The organism is Streptomyces sp. SS1-1 (genome assembly GCF_008973465.1).
Lineage (GTDB): Bacteria > Actinomycetota > Actinomycetes > Streptomycetales > Streptomycetaceae > Streptomyces.
In genome coordinates this window covers 4,404,107-4,424,185 of record NZ_WBXN01000004.1, presented here as the reverse complement: position 1 = coordinate 4,424,185, position 20,079 = coordinate 4,404,107, and the positions used below count along the sequence as shown (strand labels likewise).

Sequence of the window (20,079 nt, the reverse complement as noted above, 5' to 3'; positions counted from 1 at the left end):
GGTCACCTCACGGGCACACGCAGGTCAGGCCTGACGGGACGCCAGCTCGATCACGGTGATGTCGGACGGGGCGCCCACACGCGTGGGCGGGCCCCAGGCGCCCGCGCCCCGGCTGACGTACAGCTGGGTGTCGCCGTAGCGCTCCAGTCCGGCCACGGTCGGGTTCGCCAGCTCGGCGATGAGGCTGCCCGGCCAGAGCTGACCGCCGTGGGTGTGCCCGGAGAGCTGGAGGTCGACGCCGTGCTCGACGGCGTCGTGGATCTGGACCGGCTGGTGGGCCATGAGCACGCACGCGCGTGCCGTGTCGCGGTCGCCGAGCGCCCGCGTGAAGTCGGGGCCCTGCCCCTCGTCCTCGCCCGCCACGTCGTTGACGCCGGCCAGGTCGAAGTGGGGCAGTTCCGTGCGGGCGTTCTCCAGGGGGCGCAGGCCCAGGCGGCGTACCTCGTCGACCCATTGCGCGGCGCCCGAGAAGTACTCGTGGTTGCCGGTGACGAAGAAGCTGCCGTCGCGTGCCCTCAGTCGCGCGAGGGGGGCGGCGGCCGGGCCCAGGTCCTTGACGCTGCCGTCCACCAGGTCGCCGACGACCGCGATGAGGTCGGGCTGGGTGCCGTTGATCGTGTCGACGACCTTCTGCGCGAAGCCCCGGCCGAGGACCGGTCCGAGGTGGATGTCGCTGACGACGGCGATCCGGTAACCGTGGGCCGCGCGTGGGAGCTTGGCGAGCGGCACGGTGACCCGCTTGACCCTCGGGCCGCGCAGCACGGTGCCGGTGCCGTAGCCGACGGTGCCGACGGCGGCCGCCGCGGCGGTGCCGGCGACGACCCGGGAGACGAACAGGCGGCGGCTGGGCTCGGGCCGGGGGGCGTCCTGGCCGTCGGGGCCGGCCGGGGGCGGGTCGGCGGTGAGCGCCGCCGCGCGGCCCGTGGCCGGGGACGCGCCCCGGGGGCCGCGCGGGGCGGCCGCCGCGGTGGCCGGGGCGGCGGCCCCGGCGGTGTCCGGCCCGGGGTGCGCCGCGGCCGCGCCGGCGCCCGCCCGCCGGTCGAGCCACCGGCGCAGCAGCGGCCGTACGAGCTCACCGGCCAGGAGGTACAGCAGCAGGTACAGCGACAGGGCCAGCCACAGGAAGCCCGGCCAGGCCAGGGTCCGCTGGAGCCAGAAGGGCGCTCCCGCGCGCTCGGCGACCAGGGCGCCGACCGTCAGCGCCCAGCCACCGGCGATCACGGCCACGCCCACACGGCGCACGGTCCCGGGAGCGCGGGTCGTGTCGCGGAAGAGGCGGCGCCACACCCACCAGTTGCCCGTCACCAGCACGGACAGCACGAGCAGTGCGACGAGCGCGAAGACGATGACCACGCCGGCGTTCCCTTTCCCTCACGTGCCCGGTGAACGTCCGGCCCGGTGGCCGAGTTCCTATGACGTCCGGCGCAGTGCGCGCACTCCGCGCAACCCGATGGCCCCGACGACCGTCCCCAGTACGAAGGAGACGACGGCGAGCAGCAGATGCACCCAGAAGTACGCCGTGGGCTGCCCGTCCTCGAACGCGAGCCCGCTGCTGTCCTTGATCAGGTTTTTGACGAAAGTGACCCAGATGACCCAGCTCCACACTCCGAAGGCGAGCAGGAACCAGGAGACGGGGCGGCTGAGCTTCATGTCCTCAGTATCGCCGTCCCCCGCCGGGTGCACGGAGCGGGGTGGGGGCGGGAACGGGACTTCCATGGGAACGCCCTGTACGTTTCCGCTCGTGCCCGCACCTACGAAGACCGCCAGGCGTGGCCTGCTGGTCGCCTCCGCCGTCCTGTCGTCCCTCGCGCTGACCGTGCCCGTCGCGCACGCGGCCCCCCGGCCGTCGCCGAGTACGAGCCCTTCGGCCACACCCCCGGCGGACATGTCGACGGTGGGCGGGGAGCTGCTGGGCCGGCCCGGCACCCAGGTGAACCTCGCGGGCGGCGCTCCCGTCCTGCCGAAGGACCTGTCGGCCCGCTCCTGGATCGTCGCCGACGCCGAGTCCGGCGACGTGCTCGCCGCGCACAACGCGCACTGGCGGCTGGCCCCGGCGAGCACCATGAAGATGCTGTTCGCCGACACCGTGCTGCCCCGCTTCCCGAAGAGCACCGAGCACAAGGTGGCCGTGTCCGACCTGGCGGGCGTCGGCGCCGGCTCCAGCGTGGTCGGGATAAAGGAGAACGAGACGTACTCGGTGCACGACCTGTGGCTCGGTGTCTTCCTGGCCTCCGGGAACGACGCCGTGCACGTGCTGTCCGCGATGAACGGCGGCGTCGACAAGACCGTGCGGGAGATGAACGAGCACGCCGAGGAGCTGCAGGCCCTCGACACGCACGTGGTCTCCCCCGACGGCTACGACGCGCCGGGTCAGGTGTCGTCGGCGTACGACCTGACGCTGTTCGCGCGGTCCGGGCTGCAGAAGAAGGACTTCCGGGAGTACTGCTCGACGGTCACCACGAAGTTCCCGGGGGCGACGAAGAAGAGCAAGGGCAAGTCGGTGCGCGGGTCCTTCGAGATCCAGAACACCAACCGGCTGCTGCGCGGCGACTACGACATGTCGGTCTATCCGGGCATCGCCGGGGTGAAGAACGGTTACACCACCAACGCCGGTCACACCTTCACCGGCGTCGCCGAGCGCGACGGCCGGGTGCTGCTCGTCACCGTGATGAACCCGGAGAAGAAGGAGCACAACGAGGTCTACAAGGAGTCCGCGCGGCTGTTCGACTGGGGCTTCGAGGCGGCCGGCAAGGTGCAGCCGGTGGGTGAGCTGGTGGCGCCGAAGAGCGCCCAGGGCGCCGCGCAGCCCGGCGCGGGCACGTCCGGGGAGGCCGGGGGCGCCAAGGGCGCGGAGAAGTCCGCCAAGCCCGCCGTGGGCGCCTCCGCGGCCGGCGGGTCGGGGGGCGTCGGGGTCGCGCTCGGCATCGCCGCGGGCGTCCTCGCGCTGCTCGGCGCGGGCGTCTTCCTGGTCAACCGCCGGTGGCCGCTGCCCGACCTGGTGCGCCGCCGGGGCCGTTCCTGACCCCTGGTCCGCCGGACGGGTCCGGGCCGCCGGAGGTCTCCGGCGCCGCGGACCCGTCCACCGGTTCGGCCTCCTTGCTGCCGGTCGCCGTCCAGGCCGCGCAGAACACCACCAGTTTCGACGTGAAGTTGATCCACAGCAGCAGGGCGACGGGCACGCCGAACGCGCCGTACATGCTCTTCGTGGCCACGCCCTGGATGTAGCCGCTGAGCAGCAGCTTCAGCAGTTCGAAGCCGATCGCGCCGATCAGGGCGGCCACCAGCAGCCGGCGGCGCGGCGGTTCGACGCCCGGCAGCAGGGTCAGCACGTACAGCAGGACCAGGAAGCCGGCGAGGACCGCGACCAGGAAGGCGGCGGCCCGCAGCAGGACCCCGCCCCAGCCGGCCTCGTCCACACCGAGCTGACGGGTCGTCCAGCCGACCGCCGCGGAGGCCACGGTGGACGCGAGGACCGTCACCAGGATCGCGCCGCCCAGGCCGACCAGGACGACGGCGTCCTTGGCCTTGTGCAGCAGCGGGTTCTCCTCCTCGTCGGGCAGCTCCCAGACCGCGCGCAGGCACTCGCGCACCGAGCCCACCCAGCTGATGCCGGTGAGCAGCAGGGCGGCGCCCGCGATGAGGCCGACCGTGCCGGCGTTCTGCACGAGGGTGTTGATGTCGAGCTGGTCGGAGATGCCGGGGACCTGTTCGGCCAGCTTGTCCTGGAGCGTGTCCTGCTGCTCCTTGCTGAGCGTGGCGGCCGCGATCGCCGCCGCCACGGTGAGCAGCGGGAACAGCGCGACGAAGCTGACGAAGGTCATCGCCGCCGCCAGCCGCGTCCACTTCACCCGGTCGAGGCGCTCGTAGGACCGCCACGCGTGCGTGGTCATCAGCCGGGCCACCCAGGGCCCCACGACGGGGAGTCTCTTCAGCCAGTCCACGATCCGACTCTCCCCTCCGCACGGAACACCCATGTCCGTGTGCCCCAGAACCGCAGGACCGTAGCCAGCGCCATGCCGACGACCGCCCCCGAGACGGTGTCCGCGCGCTGGGAGGTGAACCCGAGCCCGTAGTGGCTCACGGCCAGGCAGAGCAGCTGGACGGCGGCCCCGGCGGCGTTCACCACGAGGAACGCGGCGTAGGGGCGCGGCCCGCGCGGGCGGGTGTGCCGGTAGGTGCCGAGGGCGTTCCCGGCGTAGGCGACGCTGCAGCCGGCGAGGAAGGACAGGCTCTTGGCGGTGAGCGGGCCGAGTCCGGCGGGCCCGCGCAGGGCGGTGAACAGCGCGAGGTCGACGGTGTAGGCGGCGAGCCCGGCGGCGGCGAACCCCAGGATCTCGCGGCGGGCGGGTCGCGGCCCTACCAATTGGCCACCGCCAGCGCGTACATCGTCATCCACACCACCCCGATGACCGCCAGGGCCCGGTCGCGCAGGACCACCTCCTCGGGCTCGCCCGCGGTGCCCCGGTCGGCGAACACGGCGTACCGCAGGATCGCGAGGACGAAGGCGACCATGGACAGCTGCCGCCAGGGCAGCACGCTGGCGTGCGGCACCCCGCCCTCCTCCAGGGCCCACAGGCAGTAGCCGAGCACGGCGACGCCGGCCGCGAGCTGCCAGACGAAGCGCAGGTAGCCGGGGGTGTACTCGGTGAGCAACGCGCGCGTGGCGCCCGCCTTCCCGGCCATCTGGACGGCCTCGGAGTACCGCTTGGCCGCCACCATGAACAGCGCCCCGAACCCGGTGGTGATGAGGAACCAGCGCGAGAGCGGGATGCCGAGCGCGAGCCCGCCGGCGACGGCCCGCATCAGGAAACCGGTCGTGACGACCGCGAGGTCGGCGACGAGGACGTGCTTGAGCCGTACGCAGTACGCCAGTTGCATGCCCAGGTAGGCCACCAGCAGGGCCGCGACGGCCGGGGAGGCCAGCCAGGCGGCGAGGGCGGGCCCGAGGACGGCGAGGACGCCTCCGGCGGCGTACGCGACGGGGACGGGCACCTGTCCGGCGGCGACCGGGCGGCGGCGCTTGGTGGGGTGGGCGCGGTCCGCGTCGGCGTCGCGGGCGTCGTTGACCAGGTAGACGGCGGCGGCGCAGGCGGTGAACAGGGCGAAGACGAGCGCCACTTGGGTCAGGGCGTGCACCGAGAAGAGCCGGCCCGCGGCGGCCGGGGCGGCGACGACCAGGACGTTCTTGACCCACTGCTTGGGACGCGCGGTCCTGAGCAAGCCCGTCACCACGCCTCGCGGGCCGCGCCCGCCGGAGGACGGCTCGGTCCGGGGCGCCGGCCGGCGCTGCTCGTGGAGCGTCGCCTCCCCGGCGCGTCCGGTGCTCGTCAGGGGCCCGGCCTCAGCCATGGACGCCTCCCTTGCCCATCCAGCGTGCTCCGAGGCCCGCCGTGAGCGCGCCGAGGGCGGCGCCCGCGGCCACGTCCGAGGGGTAGTGCACGCCGACGACGAGTCGGGACAGGCACATCGCGGCGGCGAGGGGCGCGATCGCGGGCACGCCGAGCGCCCCGAACGCGACGGCGGCGGCCGTCGCGGAGGCGGCGTGGGAGCTCGGGAAGGAGTGCCGGCCGGCGGTGCGCACCAGCGGTTCGACGTGCGCCGGGCGCGGGCGGCGCACGACCCGTTTGACCGCCATGCTGACGAGGTGCGCCCCGGCCGTGAGCGCCGTGCCGCGCAGCCAGGCGCCGCGCCGCCCGCCGTCCACGGCGGCACCCGTCAGGCCCGCCGCCAGCCACAGCGCGCCGTGTTCGCCCGTCCAGGACAGGGCGCGGGCGGCGCCGGCGACCCTCGGGTCGCGGGCACGGGCGTGCAGGACGGACAGGATGCGGTGGTCCGCGCCCCGAAGGCCTTGCCGATCGATGGCGTCGAGGTGGTCCATGTGGACCCACTGTTCACGCCCACGAGGCCGTCATTACGGCAATATTGAGCGACATCCCATTAATCACCCATTTCGGGGAGGGGTGGGATGTTTCAGAAGTAATGCCGCACAAGCGGGCGCTACGGTCGCCGACATGCCTGCCGACACCGTCTCCGTCACGGGATGGGGCCGCACCGCCCCCACCACCTCCCTGCTGATCCGCCCGCGGACCTACGAGGAGGCCGCGGCCGCGGTCCGCGCCTGCGGGGCGCGCGGCGGGATCCCGCGGGGCCTGGGACGGGCGTACGGGGACGCGGCGCAGAACGCCGGGGGCACGGTCATCGACATGACCGCCCTGGACCGGGTGCACGCCGTCGACGCGGCGGGCGGGGTCGTCTCGTGCGACGCGGGCGTCTCCCTGCACCGGCTCATGGAGGTGCTGCTGCCACTCGGCTGGTTCGTGCCCGTCACCCCCGGGACCCGCTATGTGACGGTCGGCGGCGCGATCGGCGCGGACATCCACGGCAAGAACCACCATGTGTCCGGCTCCTTCTCCCGGCACGTCCTGTCGCTGGAACTCCTCACGGCCGACGGCGAGATCCGCACGGTCCCGCGCGGCACCCCCCTGTTCGACGCCACCACCGGCGGCATGGGCCTGACCGGTGTGATCCTCACCGCCACCGTGCAACTCCAGCCGGTGCGGACCTCGCTGATGACGGTCGACACCGAGCGGGCCCGCGACCTGGACGACGTGATGGCCCGGATGACGGCCACCGACGACCAGTACCGCTACTCGGTCGCCTGGATCGACCTGCTGGCACGCGGCGCCTCGACCGGGCGCGCGGTGCTCACCCGCGGCGACCACGCCCCCCTGGACGCGCTGCCGAAGGGCACGCGCGCGCGAAGGCACCCGCTCGAGTTCCGGCCCTCCCGGCTGCCCGCGGTCCCCGCCGTCCTGCCCGAGGGGCTGCTGAGCCGCCGTACGGTCGGCTGGTTCAACGAGCTCTGGTACCGCAGGGCGCCCCGCGCGCGGACCGGCCAGCTCCAGAAGCTGTCCGCCTTCTTCCACCCCCTGGACGGGGTGCCGCACTGGAACCGGATCTACGGCCGGAGCGGCTTCGTGCAGTACCAGTTCACCGTCGGGCACGGCCAGGAGGACACCCTGCGCCGGATCGTGCGGCGGGTCTCCGAGCACCGCTGCCCGTCCTTCCTGGCCGTCCTCAAGCGGTTCGGGGACGCCGACCCGGGCTGGCTCTCGTTCCCGCGGCCCGGCTGGACCCTGGCCCTGGACATCCCCGCCGGACTGCCGGGCCTCGGTGCCCTCCTGGACACGTTCGACGAGGACGTGGCCACGGCCGGCGGACGGGTGTACCTCGCCAAGGACTCCCGGCTGCGGCCCGAACTGCTCGCCGCGATGTACCCGCGCCTGGACGACTTCCGCGCGCTGCGCGCCCGTATGGACCCGCGCGGCGTCCTCGTCTCCGACCTGGCCCGCCGCCTCGACCTCTGACCCCGGCTTCCCATTCCCCCCAAGGAGTTGTCGTGAAGGACGCCTTCGGCCTTCCCCAGTCCCTGCTCGTCCTCGGCGGCACATCCGAGATCGCGCTGGCCACCGCCCGCCGGCTGATCACGCGCCGCACCCGCACCGTCTGGCTGGCGGGCCGCCCCTCACCCGCCCTGGACCGGTCCGCCGCAGAGCTCGGGGCCCTCGGGGCCGACGTGCGCACGGTCGCCTTCGACGCGCTCGACCCCGAGTCCCACGAGGCGGTGCTCGGCAAGGTGTTCGCCGAGGGCGACATCGACATGGTGCTGCTCGCCTTCGGCATCCTCGGCGACCAGGCGCGCGACGAACGCGAGCCGCTGAACGCGGTCCGGGTCGCCCAGACCAACTACACGGGTGCCGTCTCCGCCGCCCTGGTCAGCGCCTGCGCCCTGCAGTCCCAGGGGCACGGCTCACTGGTCGTGCTGTCGTCGGTCGCCGGCGAGCGGGCGCGCCGCGCCAACTTCATCTACGGCTCCAGCAAGGCCGGCCTGGACGCCTTCACACAGGGACTGGGCGACGCGCTGCACGGCACCGGCGTGCACGTCATGGTCGTACGCCCGGGGTTCGTGCGTACGAGGATGACCGCCGGCCGCGAGGAGGTGCCGTTCGCGACCACCCCGGAGGCGGTCGCCACGGCGATCGAGGTGGGGCTGCGGCGGCGCTCCGAGACGGTGTGGGTGCCGGGCACGCTCCGCGTGGTGATGTCGGCGCTGCGGCACGTCCCGCGCGCGGTCTTCCGCCGGCTGCCCGTGTGAGGACGGCGGCTACGACGCCGGGATGGACCCGCGCTCGACGCGGCCGGCCTGCGGGGGCACCACCGGACCGCCGAAGGTGAAGTCCCGCAGCCTGCGCCAGACGCCGTCGGCGCCCTGCTCGTACAGGGCGAAGCCGGTGCAGGGCCACTCGGCCCGGTAGTCGGCCAGCTCCTCGAACGCGCGGTCCATCGACTCCTCGTCGATGCCGTGGGCGACGGTCACATGCGGGTGGTACGGGAACTGCAGCTCGCGCGCGACCGGCCCGGAGGCGTCCCGGACCTGCTTCTGCAGCCACGTGCAGGCCTCGGCGCCCTCGACGACCTGGACGAAGACGACCGGCGACAGCGGCCGGAAGGTGCCCGTGCCGGACAGCCGCATCGGGAAGGGACGCCCGTGCGCCGCGACCTCCGCCAGATGCGCCTCGATCGCGGGCAGCAGCGAGGCGTCGACCTCGGTCGGCGGCAGCAGGGTGACGTGCGTGGGGATGCCGTGAGCCGCGGCGTCGCCGAAGCCCGCGCGCCGCTCCTGGAGCAGGCTGCCGTGAGGCTCCGGGACCGCGATCGACACGCCGATCGTTACGGTCCCCACGTCGTCTCCTGTCGTTCGTCGGTGAGTCCGCCGTCGCGGAGCTCGTGCCCATCGGGTGAGCGCGGGTGACGGCCCATGCCGTCACCCGTTATCGACTGTACGGCCACGGCCCCGCCGCGGGCAGGCGCAACCGAAGTGATGTGCAGCGCTGTGCGGTGGTGCGTCCGGCGCACCACCGCGTCCCGCCGCCCCCGGTGGGGCGGGGTCAGTGCTTGGCGGGCAGGAAGCCGACCCTGTCGTACGCCTGGGAGAGCGTCTCCGCGGCGACGGCACGCGCCTTCTCCGCCCCCTTGGCCAGGATCGAGTCGAGCGTCTCCGGGTCGTCCAGATACTGCTGGGTGCGCTCCCGGAAGGGCGTCACGAACTCGACCATGACCTCGGCGAGGTCCGTCTTGAGCGCACCGTAGCCCTTGCCGTCGTACTTCTGCTCCAGTTCCCCGATTCCCGTACCCGTGAGGGTCGAGTAGATCGTGAGCAGGTTGCTGACGCCCGGCTTGTTCTCGGCGTCGTAGCGGATGACGGTGTCCGTGTCGGTGACCGCGCTCTTGACCTTCTTCGCGGTGGCCTTCGGCTCGTCCAGGAGGTTGATCAGGCCCTTCGGCGTGGACGCCGACTTGCTCATCTTGATCGACGGGTCCTGGAGGTCGTAGATCTTCGCCGTCTCCTTGAGGATGTACGGCTTCGGGAGCGTGAAGGTCTCGCCGAAACGGCCGTTGAAGCGCGTGGCGAGGTCACGGGTGAGCTCGATGTGCTGGCGCTGGTCCTCGCCGACGGGTACCTCGTTGGCCTGGTACAGCAGGATGTCCGCGACCTGGAGCACCGGGTACGTGAACAGGCCGACCGAGGCGCGGTCCGCGCCCTGCTTGGCGGACTTGTCCTTGAACTGGGTCATGCGGCTGGCCTCGCCGAAGCCGGTGAGGCAGTTCATCACCCAGGCGAGCTGGGCGTGCTCGGGGACGTGGCTCTGCACGAACAGCGTGCAGCGGTCCGGGTCGAGGCCGGCGGCCAGCAGCTGGGCGGCGGCGAGCCGGGTGTTGGCGCGCAGCTCGGCCGGGTCCTGCGGGACCGTGATCGCGTGCAGGTCGACGACCATGTAGAACGCGTCGTGGGTGTCCTGGAGCGCCACCCACTGGCGGACGGCGCCGAGGTAGTTGCCGAGGTGGAACGAACCGGCGGTGGGCTGGATCCCGGAGAGTACGCGCGGGCTGCCCGGCACGGCGGAACCGTTCCCCTGCGGGTGGTCGTGGGCGGCGAGGGGGCGATCAGTGGCCATGCCCCCCATTCTCTCAGGTCCCGGGGGGCGGTCCGGAACGGGCCACGACGGGTCGGGAAACGGGTCACGACGGGTCTGAAAACGGGTCACGACGGGATGGGAACCGATCCGGCCCGGGCGGTGTACCAAAGATGTGAGGACGCGGGAGGGGGGCCGCATCGTCGATGAGGCCGCGGTGATCGCACGCGTACGCGCCGGGGAGCCGGAGGCGTACGCGCAGCTGGTGCGGGCTCATACGGGTATCGCGCTCAGGGCGGCCGCCGCGCTGGGCGCGGGTGCGGACGCGGAGGACGTGGTGCAGCAGGCGTTCGTCAAGGCGTACTGCTCGCTGGGCCGGTTCAAGGACGGCTCGGCCTTCCGGCCGTGGCTGCTGTCGATCGTGGCCAATGAGACGAGGAACACAGTGCGGGCGGCGGCCCGCCGGCGGACCCTCGCCGGGCGCGAGGCCGCGCTGGCCGAGGCGGACCCGCTGATACCGGCGTCGGCGGACCCGGCAGTCGCCGCGCTGGAGCGGGAGCGCCGGGCCGCGCTCCAGGCCGCCCTCGGCCGGCTGAGCGAGGAGCACCGGCTGGTCGTCACCTACCGCTATCTCCTGGAGATGGACGAGACCGAGACGGCCCAGGCACTGGGCTGGCCCCGTGGCACGGTGAAGTCCCGGCTGAATCGGGCGCTGCGCAAGCTCGGGCGGCTGCTGCCGGAGTTCGAGCCTCGGGAAGGGGGTGAGGGGCGTGGGTGACGGACGGGCGGCCGGCGAGGGCCGCGATCACGGCGGGGAGCGCTCCGGCCTTCCCGAGGAGCTGCGGGCGCTCGGGCGTTCCCTGGACGCGCGCGGCGGGCCGGACGGCGCCGAGACGATGGTCGAGCGGGTGCTGACCGAGATACTCGCCGGGCATCTGTCCGCCACCGCGCCCGAACCGCCGGGCCCTCGCCAGCGGCTGCGCGCCCTGCGGCGCTGGGTCCGGCGGCGGTGGCGTGCGCTGACCGCCGCGCTGTGCGGTCTGGTGGCGGTGCTCGTGCTCACGCCTCCGGTGCGGGCGGCCGTCCTCGACTGGTTCGGCTTCGCGGGCGCCGAGATCCGGTACGACCCGTCGGCGACGCCTTCGCCCGGCGCCCGGGTCCCCGGCTGCGGGGGATCGGTGCCGCTCGCCGAGGCGGAGCGCCGCGCCGGGTTCGCCCCGGTGGTGCCCGCGCGGCTCGGGGCCCCGGACGCGGTCGCCGTGACCCGTGAGCCGCGCGACCGGTTCCTGATCAGCCTCTGCTGGTACGACGACGGGCGCACGGTCCGGCTGGACGAGCGGCGGGCCGGGCTCGACGTCCGCTTCGGCAAGACCGTCCCCGTCCAGCCGCGGTGGATCACGCTCGGGCCGGAGGGGACGGACGGCGACGCACCCGAGACGGCTCTGTGGTTCGACCGGCCGCATCTGCTCACCGTCTGGCTCACGGACGCGCACGGCGCCTTCCAGCGGGAGGTCCGCCCGGCCGGTCCGACGTTGCTGTGGACGCACCAGGCCGGGGCCGAGACGGTGACGCTGCGGCTGGAGGGCGTCGAGGCGGTCGGGCGGGCGACCGAGATCGCCCGGTCGCTGGAGGACTGAGGGCGGGTCGGTCGGAAAAGCCGGGCCCGGGATGGGAACCGGGAGGGGTCGGGCGGTGTACCAGAAGTGACATGCGGCTCGGGGACGGGCCGCGAGGGGACCGCTCGGGTTGGGGGTTCGGATGTGGGGAGTGGGAGAGGGCCGACTGCGGGGCGTGGGGCGCCGACTCGCGGGCATGGGCGGGGCGTTGCTGGCGGGCTGTGCCCTGCTGCTGTGGGGAGCGGCGCCGATGGCGTCCGCGGGCGGGCCGACCAGCGTGCTCCTGGCGGCACCGGGGAACCAGCGGACGGCGGCGCTGTACAACTCCGACCGTGAGTACGCCGCGCTGGAGAGGCTCCTCGGCACCCCGGCCAGGGGATCCCGGGAGCAGCCGCCGGACGAGGAGCTGATGGCGGCCGACCAGATCAACGTCACCTGGATGGTGCACGACGTGATGCCGTGGCGCATCGACCGGGTCCACCGCATGGCCCGCGGCAAGGACGTGTGGATATTCCGGACGATGGACGTCGAGCGGCAGACCCGGGGCTCCTGGTACCGGGCCGCCCGTCCGGACGAGCTGCGCGCCCTGTTCGACGATCTCGACCTGACGGGCGGGCCGACCTCGACACCGGGGGCGTACGAGGAGACGCGGGACGTCCCGACGGGACCGGCCGCCGATCCCTCCGGAGCCGGCGCCGGGCCCTCTGAGGCCGCTGCCTCGGCGCCGCCCGCCGCCGGGGCGTCGTCCGGGCCGGGTGCCGGTACGGGGTGGTGGTGGGCCGGGCCGGGCGCGGTGGCCGGAGCGGTCCTGGCGCTGGTCCTGCGCCCGTGGGTGAGCCGGCGCCCCTGGGACCGGCTGCGCGGTGAGCCGGGGCCGCGTCAGGAGCTGCGGGACGTGTGAGCGGCGAGGTCCGGGCATGCCGGACGGGGAGTGGGAGTCATGTGGGCGAGGGAAGCGGCGAGGGACGCGGGGCGCGGCCGGTGGGGAGGGTGGCGGCGGTGGGGTGCGGGCGATTCGGGACGGGCGGGGGCTGCGGTGGTGCTCGTGCTGGTGTCGGGGGCGCTGGTCTGGGGGCCCGTGGCGGGCGCTGCGGCGGCGCCGGTGCGGGTGCGGAACGTTCCCGATGTGGCGGTGGTCGTCGCGGGCACCGGTGGGCGCACGACGGCACTGCACTCCGGCGACCGGGACTTCGCCCGGCTGTGGCAGCTGTTCCAGCCCGCGTACACGGGGACCGAGCGGGTGCCGGAGGCGTGGGTCGAGGGGCGTCATCCGCCGGTCCGCCTGACCGTCCTCTGGGGGCTGACCGGTGTCGGCGGCTGGCCGCAGACGGACCGGGCGCCGGGCGGGGACGTGGCCCTGCGGCGGCAGGACCAGCTGTTCGTGGCCGGCGACGGCACCCCCTGGGTGCGCTCCGACCTCGCACCGGACGTCGAGGACGACGACATCCGCTGGCATCGCGCGCCGCGGTCCGTTCTCCAGCGGCTGGAGCGGGGGCGGCTGCTGGGCGGAGCGGAGGGCGGCCCGTCGGAGACGGGGGCCGTGGCCGGGGGCGGGGAGAGCTCGGGACCGGGTGCGGGTGACCTGGGGTGGGCGGCGGCGGGGCTCGCCGTCGGGGTGGCGGCCGGGGCGATCGGGACCGGGCTGATACGCCGCGCGGCGGCCCGGCAGGGAGCCGGACCGCCGCGGGAGGAGCCGCGCCAGGAGCTGATCGACCTGGACCGGTGAGGCGGGCCCGAGGCCGGGTGACCGGGGCGCTCCGCCGGGGGGGGTCAGCCCAGGTCGACCTGCGGGTACAGCGGGAAGCCGGCCACGAGGTCGGTGGCCCGGCGGGAGATCTCGTCGGAGACCTTCGCGTCGAGGACGTGGGCCGCCTTGGAGGGGGCGCCCGACTTGGTGGTGCCCGGCTCGGTGGTGGTGAGGACGCGGTCGATGAGGGCGGCGACCTCGTCCATCTCGGCGGTGCCCAGGCCACGGGTGGTCAGGGCGGGGGTGCCGATGCGGATGCCGGAGGTGTACCAGGCGCCGTTCGGGTCGGCCGGGATGGCGTTGCGGTTGGTGACGATGCCGGAGTCGAGGAGCGCGGCCTCGGCCTGGCGGCCGGTGAGGCCGTAGGAGGAGGCGACGTCGATCAGGTTCAGGTGGTTGTCGGTGCCGCCGGTGACCAGGGTCGCGCCCCGGCGCGTCAGGCCCTCGGCCAGCGCGCGGGAGTTGTCCACGATGCGCTGGGCGTAGTCCTGGAAGGCGGGCTGCCGGGCCTCGGCGAGGGCGACGGCCTTGGCGGCCATGACGTGCGGGAGCGGGCCGCCGAGGACCATCGGGCAGCCGCGGTCGACCTGGTCCTTGAGGGAGTCGTCGCACAGCACCATGCCGCCGCGCGGGCCGCGCAGCGACTTGTGGGTGGTGGTGGTGACGATCTGGGCGTGCGGGACCGGGTCGAAGTCGCCGGTGAGGACCTTGCCGGCGACGAGACCGGCGAAGTGGGCCATGTCGACCATGAGCGTGGCGCCGACCTCGTCGGCGATCTCGCGCATGATCCGGAAGTTCACGAGACGGGGGTACGCGGAGTAGCCGGCGACGATGATCAGCGGCTTGAACTCGCGGGCGGAGGCGCGCAGGGCCTCGTAGTCGATCAGGCCGGTGGCCGGGTCGGTGCCGTAGGAGCGCTGGTCGAACATCTTGCCGGAGATGTTCGGGCGGAAGCCGTGGGTGAGGTGGCCGCCGGCGTCGAGGGACATGCCGAGCATGCGCTGGTTGCCGAAGGCGCGGCGCAGTTCGGCCCAGTCGGCCTCGGAGAGGTCGTTGACCTGGCGGACGCCGGCCTTCTCCAGGGCGGGGGCCTCGACCCGGTCGGCGAGGACGGCCCAGAAGGCGACGAGGTTGGCGTCGATGCCGGAGTGCGGCTGGACGTAGGCGTGCCGGGCGCCGAAGAGCTCCTTGGCGTGCTCGGCGGCCAGGGACTCGACAGTGTCGACGTTGCGGCAGCCGGCGTAGAAGCGGCGGCCGACGGTGCCCTCGGCGTACTTGTCGCTGAACCAGTTGCCCATGGCCAGCAGGGTGGCCGGGGAGGCGTAGTTCTCGGAGGCGATCAGCTTGAGCATCTCGCGCTGGTCGGCGACCTCCTGGCCGATCGCGTCGGCCACGCGGGGCTCGACGGCGCGGATCACGTCGAGGGCGGCACGGAAGGCGGTGGACTCGGGAGAGAGGGACTCGGCTGGCATGGGGACCTCCGGACGTCGTGTGCAGCGTTCACGGGACGGCCCAGGCGCACGGCACTCGGTCTGGACGGGTCCAGGGGCCGCTCCCCGATGGTTGGTCCATCCCAGCGCGCCAGTCACGGCCCGTGAGCCAGCCTACCGGGCGGTCCGGGGCGCGGGACCGCACGTCCACGATGCGGGCCGGGCGCCGGGGGCCGCCCGGCGCGGGCTGCCGGGCGGGGGCGGGGTCACGGCTGTCAGAGGATCACGTGCGGGAGGAAGCGGGCGTACTCGTCGGTGATCAGCCCGGAGGACTCGCGGATGCCGAGTCCGGCGGGCTCGTCCTCGACCACCCAGGCGCCGAGGACGACGTGGTTGCCGTCGAACGTGGGGAGCGGGGCGAGCTGCTGGTAGCAGCAGGGCTCGTCGCGCACCTCGGCGGGCGCGCCCTTCTCGTGCACGGTGACGCCGGCGCCCTCGCGGCCGAGCAGGGGCTTGGCGACGTAGCCGGTCGTGCCGGCCAGGTCGCGGGGGCCGTCGAGGTGGGCGGGCAGCAGGTTGGGGTGGTCAGGGAAGAGGTCCCACAGGACGGCGAGGAGGGCCTTGTTGCTGAGGAGCATCTTCCAGGCGGGTTCGATCCACAGGGTGGTGCCCGTGCCGCCGCCGTTGTCGAGGGTGTCGAGGACGTGCCCGGCGAAGCGGTCGGTGGTCAGCCACTCCCACGGGTAGAGCTTGAAGCAGCTGCGGATGAACCGGAGCCGGGTGTCGACGAAGCGGCCCGAGAGGGGGTCCCAGCCGATCTCCTCCATGGAGATCCAGCCGGTGTCCAGGCCGGCCTGTTCGGCCGTCTCCTTCAGATAGGCGACGGTCATCAGGTCCTCGCCGAGTTCGTCGGCGGAGGAGTACGCGAAGTACAGGGGGCTGCCGGGCGGGAGCCGGCCGGCCTGGTTCCGCCAGGCGTCGACCAGGCGTTCGTGGAGGGAGTTCCACTGGTCGGCGCCGGGGAAGCGCTCCTCCATCCAGAACCACTGGGGTGAGGCGGCCTCCACGAGCGAGGTCGGGGTGTCGGCGTTGTACTCCAGCAGCTTGGCGGGGCCGGTGCCGTCGTAGCGCAGGTCGAAGCGGCCGTACAGCGAGGGGAGTTCGGCGCGGCGGCGCCAGGACTCGGCGACCGCGTCCACGACCCGCGGGTCGGTGATGCCGAGGTCGGCGAAGCGGTCCGCGGCGACAATGTGGTCGGCCGCGGCGAGGCACATGCGGTGCAGTTCCGAGACGACGTCCTCCAGCGCCTCGATCTCCTCCAGGGAGAAGACGTAGTAGGCGCTCTCGTCCCAGTAGGGGCGCAGGGAGCCGTCGGGGTGGCGGGTGAGGGGGTAGACGAGGCCCTGCTCCTCGACCGTCCGCTGCCAGCCGGGGCGGGGTTCGACGGTGCGACGCTGCATCGGGGCGGCCCCGCTCAGCCGCCGCCGCTGCCGGAGCAGCCGAAGCCGCCCCGGTCGACGGCCTCGCTGCGGCTGAAGGTGCCGTGGTCGGCGCGGCCGCGGGACACGTCGGCGTCGTAGTACCAGGCGGCGTCGGCCCGCCCGGACGTCTTGCGGCCCTTGCCGGAGGAGGAGCCCGACGCGCAGTTCTTGTCCGCGACGACCTTGTAGCCCTCGTAGGTGTAGCTGTCCCGGTCGACGCAGCGCCGGTCGGGGTCGGAGCCGCAGGAGGTCAGCGCCGCGGCGATGACCCCCATGCCTCCGAGCACGACCGTGCTGGAGCGCAGCCGCCGTCGTCCTTCCGCCATGTGTGCCTCCCCCGTGGAAATGCCTGCCGCCATTGTCCGTGGCTCGTCAGGCAGACAGCGTAGAGACCGGGTGGACGCGTCGGCAGCGTGGGGCCGTCGATCTTCACCTCCCCTGGAGTCGCTTTGTGCTGTTGGGGAGGATGTGCGCGTTGGGTGCGGCCGTCTGCTTCGGAGCGGCGACCGTGCTCCAGGCCATGGCCGCGCGGACCGCGAGCGCTCTCGCGGTCACCGGGGTCGTCGCGGCCCGGCTGCGGCTGGCTGAGCCGCGCCGAGTGGGCGCGGTGGTCGTGGTGTGCGCCGGTCTGGCGATGCTGGGCCTCACCTCGGGGACGGAGGGCGACAAGGGGGGCCGGACGCCCTGAGGTTCGCGATGCTCGGGGTGGCGCTGGCCGTGCTGGGCGTGGGCCTGGTCGGGGCCGGCTGCGGGAGCGGGGGCGCGGGCTGGTGCTGGGGCTCGCGGCCGGGTTCGGCTTCGGTGTGGGGCGGGCGGCCGCTCAGGGCAGCACCCGGCACAGCGCCTCCAGCGTGCCCGCCCACGCGTGGTCCGGTGGGGTGCCGTAGCCCACGACGAGGGCGTCCAGGGGGTCGGCCAGGGCCTCTTCGTGGCGGTAGAAGCCGAGGCCGTGCAGGGCCAGGTTCTGCCAGGCGGCCGCCTGGACGACCGTGCCCTCGGTGCCGGGCGGGAGGCGCAGGACGGCGTGCAGGCCGGCGGCGATGCCGGTGACGGGGATGTGCGGGGCGTGGACGGCGAGGGCCCGCACCAGGGCGTCCCGGCGGCGCCGGTAGCGCAGTCGGGCCGCGCGGACGTGCCGGTCGTAGGCGCCGGAGGTGAGGAACTCGGCCAGGGTCAGCTGGTCGAGGACCCCGCAGGTGTCGGAGCCGCCCTTGGCCTCGACCACCTCCTCGACCAGCGCGGGCGGCAGCACCATCCAGGCCAGGCGCAGACCGGGGGCGAGGGACTTGCTGGCGGTGCCCAGGTACACGACACGGCCGGGGTCCAGGCCCTGGAGGGCACCGACGGGCTGGCGGTCGTAGCGGAACTCGCCGTCGTAGTCGTCCTCGAGGACCAGTCCGCCGGTGCGGCGCGCCCACTCCACGACGGGGGTGCGGCGGCTCTGGTGCAGGGGCACGCCCATGGGGAACTGGTGGGCGGGGGTGAGCAGGACGGCCCCGGCGTCGTCGGGCACCCCCGCCGGGTCGGTGCCGCGGGCGTCGAAGGGCAGGGCCGGGATGGCCAGCCCGGCCGCCGTCAGCTGCCGCCGGTGCGGGGCGAGGCCGTACGACTCCACGGCGACCGTGCGGACGCCGCGTGCCCGCAGCACCCGGCCGAGCAGGCGCAGGCCGTGCAGGAACCCGGAGCACACCACGATGTGCTCGGGGTCGGCGCGTACGCCCCGGGCGCGGGCGAGGTAGCCGGCGAGGGCGGTGCGCAGTTCGGGCCGGCCGCGCGGGTCGCCGTAGCCGAGGGCCTGGTGGGGTGCGGCGAGGAAGGCCCGGCGGGCGGCCCGCAGCCACTCCGTGCGCGGGAACGCGGCGAGGTCGGGGGTGCCGGGGACCAGGTCGTGGGCGGGGCGGGGGCTCTCCGGGCGGGGTGGGACGGGGGTGCCGGGCGGCGGGATCACGGGGCGGTCGGCGACGCGGGTGCCCGATCCCTGCCGTGCGGTGAGCCAGCCCTCGGCGACCAGGTCGGCGTAGGCGTCGGCGACGGTGTTGCGGGCGATGCCGAGGTCCCCGGCGAGGGAGCGGGAGGACGGCAGCCGGGTGCCGGGCGCGAGCCGGCCGGTGCGGACGGCCTCGCGCAGGGCGTCGGTGAGGCCCCGGCGCAGCCCGGGGCCCGCGGGGTCGAGGTGCAGGTCGATGCCGAAAGTGGCCCAGCGTTCCGCCATGGGAATGGACCATACTCCTGGGCTGCCTCGCTCCTAGGGTCGAAGCATGACGACCACGACGAACACCACGCCCGCCCCGGCCACCCCCGCCGCCGACTCCTACGCCGCCGAGCACCCCGCCCGTCTGGAGTGGGTCCGGCACTCCCCCGAGGTCTACAAGGCGATGGTCCGCCTCGACGCCGCCGCCCGGAAGGGCCTCGACGCCCGGCTGCTGGAGCTGGTGAAGGTCCGCGCCTCCCAGCTCAACCACTGCGCCTACTGCCTGGACATGCACTCCAAGGACGCCCTCGCGGCCGGCGAGAGCGTCGAGCGGATCGTGCAGCTCGCCGCCTGGGAGGAGTCCCGGCACTTCTACACGGAGAAGGAGTGCGCGGCGCTGGAGCTGACGGAGGCCGTCACGGTCCTCACGGACGGGTTCGTGCCGGACGAGGTGTTCGAGCGGGCCGCCGCGCACTTCGAGGAGGCGGAGCTGTCCCAGCTGATCGCCGCGATCACGGTGATCAACGCCTGGAACCGCTTCGGCGTGACCTGCCGCCTGACGCCGGGGCACTACCAGCCGGGTCAGCACGGCTGAGCCGCGAGCGGCCGAGGCCCGGCCTGATGCCCCCTGACGGGATCAGGCCGGGCCTCGGCCGGTGCGCGGGTGCCGTGCGGATCAGGGCAGCCACTTCCTCCAGTCCGCCTCGTGGCGGTCCACCCACTTCTTCGCCGCCTCCTCGGGGGACAGCTTCTGCTCGGCGATCAGCAGGGAGACCTCGTTCTGGTCCTCGGTGGTCCACTTGAAGTTCTTCAGCAGGGCCGCCGCGTCACCGCCGCTCTTCGCGAAGTCCGCGTTGAGGTACTTCTGGAGCGGGGTGTGCGGGTAGGCGCAGGCGACCTTCTCCGGGTCGGCGTCGCAGCCCTCCTTGTACTCGGGCAGCTTCACCTCCGTCATCGGGACCTTCTCGAACAGCCACTGCGGTTCGTACCAGTACGTCAGGAAGGGCTTCTTCTCCTTGGCGAACTGCTTGATCTGGGTGATCTGCGCCGCCTCGGAGCCGGCGAACACCACCTGGTAGTCCAGGTCGAGGTTCTTCACCAGCGCCTTGTCGTTGGTGACGTAGGACGGTGAGCCGTCCATCAGCTGGCCCTTGCCGCCGCTCTCCGCCGTACGGAGCTGGTCGGCGTACTTGTTCAGGTTCTTCCAGTCGGTGACGTCCGGGTGGGCCTTCGCGAAGTACGTGGGGACGTACCAGCCGATGTGCCCGGTGACCCCGAGGTCGCCGGCGTTCACGATCGTCTTCTTGTCCTGGACGTACCGCTGCTCCTCGTCCGGGTGCCCCCAGTCCTCCAGGAGGGCGTCGACCCGGCCCTGGCTGAGCGCGTCCCAGGCGGGCACCTCGTCGATCTGCACGGTGTCGACGCGGTAGCCGAGCTCGTGCTCCAGCAGGTACTGGGCGACGGCCACGTTGGCCTGGGCGCCCACCCAGGACTGCACGGACAGCGTGACCGTCTTCGCGCCCTTGGCGTTGGCGAACGGCGACGCCTGCTTGGTCATGTCGGCGGCGCCGCAGCCGGTGAGCAGCGCCAGCGAGGACGCCACGGCCACGGCGGCCGTCGTACGGATGCGCAGTCGCATG

At 73.9% G+C, this 20,079-nt stretch carries 21 protein-coding genes, 1 pseudogene and 1 riboswitch; of the genes and pseudogenes, 9 read left to right on the top strand and 13 right to left on the bottom strand.

Annotated features, from left to right (window positions below):
- Nucleotides 1–24 precede the first annotated feature (24 nt).
- Nucleotides 25–1,353, bottom strand: a complete 1,329-nt coding sequence (locus tag F8R89_RS21795; protein WP_151785510.1) for a metallophosphoesterase — start codon at nucleotides 1,351–1,353, stop codon at nucleotides 25–27.
- Nucleotides 1,354–1,410: 57 nt separating this feature from the next.
- Entirely contained in the window at nucleotides 1,411–1,650 is a 240-nt protein-coding gene (locus F8R89_RS21790) for an SCO4848 family membrane protein (RefSeq protein WP_062664383.1), read from the bottom strand.
- 91 nt (nucleotides 1,651–1,741) lie between these two features.
- Here F8R89_RS21790 and F8R89_RS21785 point away from each other — a divergent pair, with 91 nt between their 5' ends.
- Entirely contained in the window at nucleotides 1,742–3,022 is a 1,281-nt protein-coding gene (locus F8R89_RS21785; protein WP_413251266.1) for a D-alanyl-D-alanine carboxypeptidase family protein, read from the top strand.
- Here F8R89_RS21785 and F8R89_RS21780 read toward each other — a convergent pair.
- From F8R89_RS21780 to F8R89_RS21765, 4 genes are read right to left on the bottom strand one after another with little or no spacing between them, the layout of a single operon-like run.
- Nucleotides 2,970–3,941 (bottom strand): YihY/virulence factor BrkB family protein, encoded by a 972-nt coding sequence (locus tag F8R89_RS21780; RefSeq protein WP_225994457.1) that lies wholly within the window; start codon nucleotides 3,939–3,941, stop codon nucleotides 2,970–2,972. The two genes, F8R89_RS21785 and F8R89_RS21780, sit on opposite strands and share 53 nt — an antisense overlap.
- A complete protein-coding gene (locus tag F8R89_RS21775) occupies nucleotides 3,929–4,363 on the bottom strand; it encodes a GtrA family protein (protein ID WP_151785507.1) in 435 nt (144 codons plus the stop codon). The genes F8R89_RS21780 and F8R89_RS21775 overlap by 13 nt, the downstream gene beginning before the upstream one ends.
- The gene (locus F8R89_RS21770; protein WP_151785506.1) at nucleotides 4,357–5,349 is read right to left on the bottom strand and encodes a decaprenyl-phosphate phosphoribosyltransferase; all 993 of its coding nucleotides are present in this window, start codon (nucleotides 5,347–5,349) and stop codon (nucleotides 4,357–4,359) included. Before F8R89_RS21770 ends, F8R89_RS21775 begins: the two co-directional genes overlap by 7 nt.
- Nucleotides 5,342–5,878 (bottom strand): phosphatase PAP2 family protein, encoded by a 537-nt coding sequence (locus tag F8R89_RS21765; protein WP_151785505.1) that lies wholly within the window; start codon nucleotides 5,876–5,878, stop codon nucleotides 5,342–5,344. The genes F8R89_RS21770 and F8R89_RS21765 overlap by 8 nt, the downstream gene beginning before the upstream one ends.
- Nucleotides 5,879–6,011: 133 nt before the next feature.
- Here F8R89_RS21765 and F8R89_RS21760 point away from each other — a divergent pair, with 133 nt between their 5' ends.
- Both F8R89_RS21760 and F8R89_RS21755 read left to right on the top strand, forming a co-directional pair.
- Complete coding sequence (locus F8R89_RS21760) at nucleotides 6,012–7,367, top strand: FAD-binding oxidoreductase (RefSeq protein ID WP_151785504.1); 1,356 nt, start codon at nucleotides 6,012–6,014, stop codon at nucleotides 7,365–7,367.
- 32 nt (nucleotides 7,368–7,399) lie between these two features.
- The gene (locus tag F8R89_RS21755) at nucleotides 7,400–8,155 is read left to right on the top strand and encodes a decaprenylphospho-beta-D-erythro-pentofuranosid-2-ulose 2-reductase (protein WP_151785503.1); all 756 of its coding nucleotides are present in this window, start codon (nucleotides 7,400–7,402) and stop codon (nucleotides 8,153–8,155) included.
- Nucleotides 8,156–8,164: 9 nt separating this feature from the next.
- Here the strand turns inward: F8R89_RS21755 and F8R89_RS21750 are convergent, their stop codons facing one another.
- Together F8R89_RS21750 and trpS are read right to left on the bottom strand one after the other, a co-directional pair.
- Nucleotides 8,165–8,743, bottom strand: coding sequence for a 2'-5' RNA ligase family protein (locus F8R89_RS21750; RefSeq protein WP_151785502.1), 579 nt, complete (start codon nucleotides 8,741–8,743; stop codon nucleotides 8,165–8,167).
- A gap of 205 nt (nucleotides 8,744–8,948) precedes the next feature.
- Nucleotides 8,949–10,016: a tryptophan--tRNA ligase gene (trpS, locus tag F8R89_RS21745; RefSeq protein ID WP_225994456.1), complete on the bottom strand. Its 1,068-nt coding sequence runs from the start codon at nucleotides 10,014–10,016 to the stop codon at nucleotides 8,949–8,951.
- A gap of 133 nt (nucleotides 10,017–10,149) precedes the next feature.
- Between trpS and F8R89_RS21740 the strand changes: the two genes are divergently transcribed.
- From F8R89_RS21740 to F8R89_RS21725, 4 genes are all read left to right on the top strand, one after another.
- Nucleotides 10,150–10,752: an RNA polymerase sigma factor gene (locus tag F8R89_RS21740; RefSeq protein ID WP_192806189.1), complete on the top strand. Its 603-nt coding sequence runs from the start codon at nucleotides 10,150–10,152 to the stop codon at nucleotides 10,750–10,752.
- Nucleotides 10,736–11,611, top strand: a complete 876-nt coding sequence (locus tag F8R89_RS21735; RefSeq protein WP_413251265.1) for a hypothetical protein — start codon at nucleotides 10,736–10,738, stop codon at nucleotides 11,609–11,611. The genes F8R89_RS21740 and F8R89_RS21735 overlap by 17 nt, the downstream gene beginning before the upstream one ends.
- A gap of 154 nt (nucleotides 11,612–11,765) precedes the next feature.
- Nucleotides 11,766–12,491 (top strand): hypothetical protein, encoded by a 726-nt coding sequence (locus tag F8R89_RS36255; protein WP_225994455.1) that lies wholly within the window; start codon nucleotides 11,766–11,768, stop codon nucleotides 12,489–12,491.
- Nucleotides 12,492–12,626: 135 nt separating this feature from the next.
- Nucleotides 12,627–13,316: a hypothetical protein gene (locus F8R89_RS21725; protein ID WP_413251264.1), complete on the top strand. Its 690-nt coding sequence runs from the start codon at nucleotides 12,627–12,629 to the stop codon at nucleotides 13,314–13,316.
- 44 nt (nucleotides 13,317–13,360) lie between these two features.
- On the opposite strand, the gene F8R89_RS21720 is transcribed toward F8R89_RS21725, so the two are convergent.
- The 3 genes from F8R89_RS21720 to F8R89_RS21710 all read right to left on the bottom strand — a co-directional run bounded on the left by F8R89_RS21720 (nucleotide 13,361) and on the right by F8R89_RS21710 (nucleotide 16,574).
- Entirely contained in the window at nucleotides 13,361–14,809 is a 1,449-nt protein-coding gene (locus tag F8R89_RS21720; protein WP_151785499.1) for a glycine hydroxymethyltransferase, read from the bottom strand.
- Between the two features lie 31 nt (nucleotides 14,810–14,840).
- Nucleotides 14,841–14,936, bottom strand: a riboswitch (ZMP/ZTP riboswitch).
- A gap of 106 nt (nucleotides 14,937–15,042) precedes the next feature.
- Complete coding sequence (locus F8R89_RS21715; protein ID WP_151785498.1) at nucleotides 15,043–16,227, bottom strand: glutathionylspermidine synthase family protein; 1,185 nt, start codon at nucleotides 16,225–16,227, stop codon at nucleotides 15,043–15,045.
- A 14-nt stretch (nucleotides 16,228–16,241) separates the two neighbouring features.
- Nucleotides 16,242–16,574 carry a hypothetical protein gene (locus tag F8R89_RS21710; RefSeq protein ID WP_151785497.1) on the bottom strand — a complete coding sequence of 111 codons (333 nt, stop codon included), beginning with the start codon at nucleotides 16,572–16,574 and terminating at the stop codon, nucleotides 16,242–16,244.
- Nucleotides 16,575–16,714: 140 nt separating this feature from the next.
- Between F8R89_RS21710 and F8R89_RS36820 the strand changes: the two are divergent.
- Nucleotides 16,715–17,072: pseudogene (locus tag F8R89_RS36820) on the top strand (hypothetical protein); the annotation flags it as partial.
- On the opposite strand, the gene F8R89_RS21700 reads toward F8R89_RS36820, so the two are convergent.
- Nucleotides 17,069–18,460: a PLP-dependent aminotransferase family protein gene (locus F8R89_RS21700; RefSeq protein WP_151785496.1), complete on the bottom strand. Its 1,392-nt coding sequence runs from the start codon at nucleotides 18,458–18,460 to the stop codon at nucleotides 17,069–17,071. The pseudogene F8R89_RS36820 and the gene F8R89_RS21700 sit on opposite strands and share 4 nt — an antisense overlap.
- A 46-nt stretch (nucleotides 18,461–18,506) precedes the next feature.
- On the opposite strand from F8R89_RS21700, the gene F8R89_RS21695 reads away from it, so the two are divergent.
- A complete protein-coding gene (locus tag F8R89_RS21695) occupies nucleotides 18,507–19,034 on the top strand; it encodes a carboxymuconolactone decarboxylase family protein (protein ID WP_151785495.1) in 528 nt (175 codons plus the stop codon).
- A gap of 81 nt (nucleotides 19,035–19,115) precedes the next feature.
- Here the strand turns inward: F8R89_RS21695 and F8R89_RS21690 are convergent, their stop codons facing one another.
- Nucleotides 19,116–20,078 carry an ABC transporter substrate-binding protein gene (locus F8R89_RS21690; protein WP_151785494.1) on the bottom strand — a complete coding sequence of 321 codons (963 nt, stop codon included), beginning with the start codon at nucleotides 20,076–20,078 and terminating at the stop codon, nucleotides 19,116–19,118.
- Nucleotide 20,079: the final 1 nt, after the last annotated feature.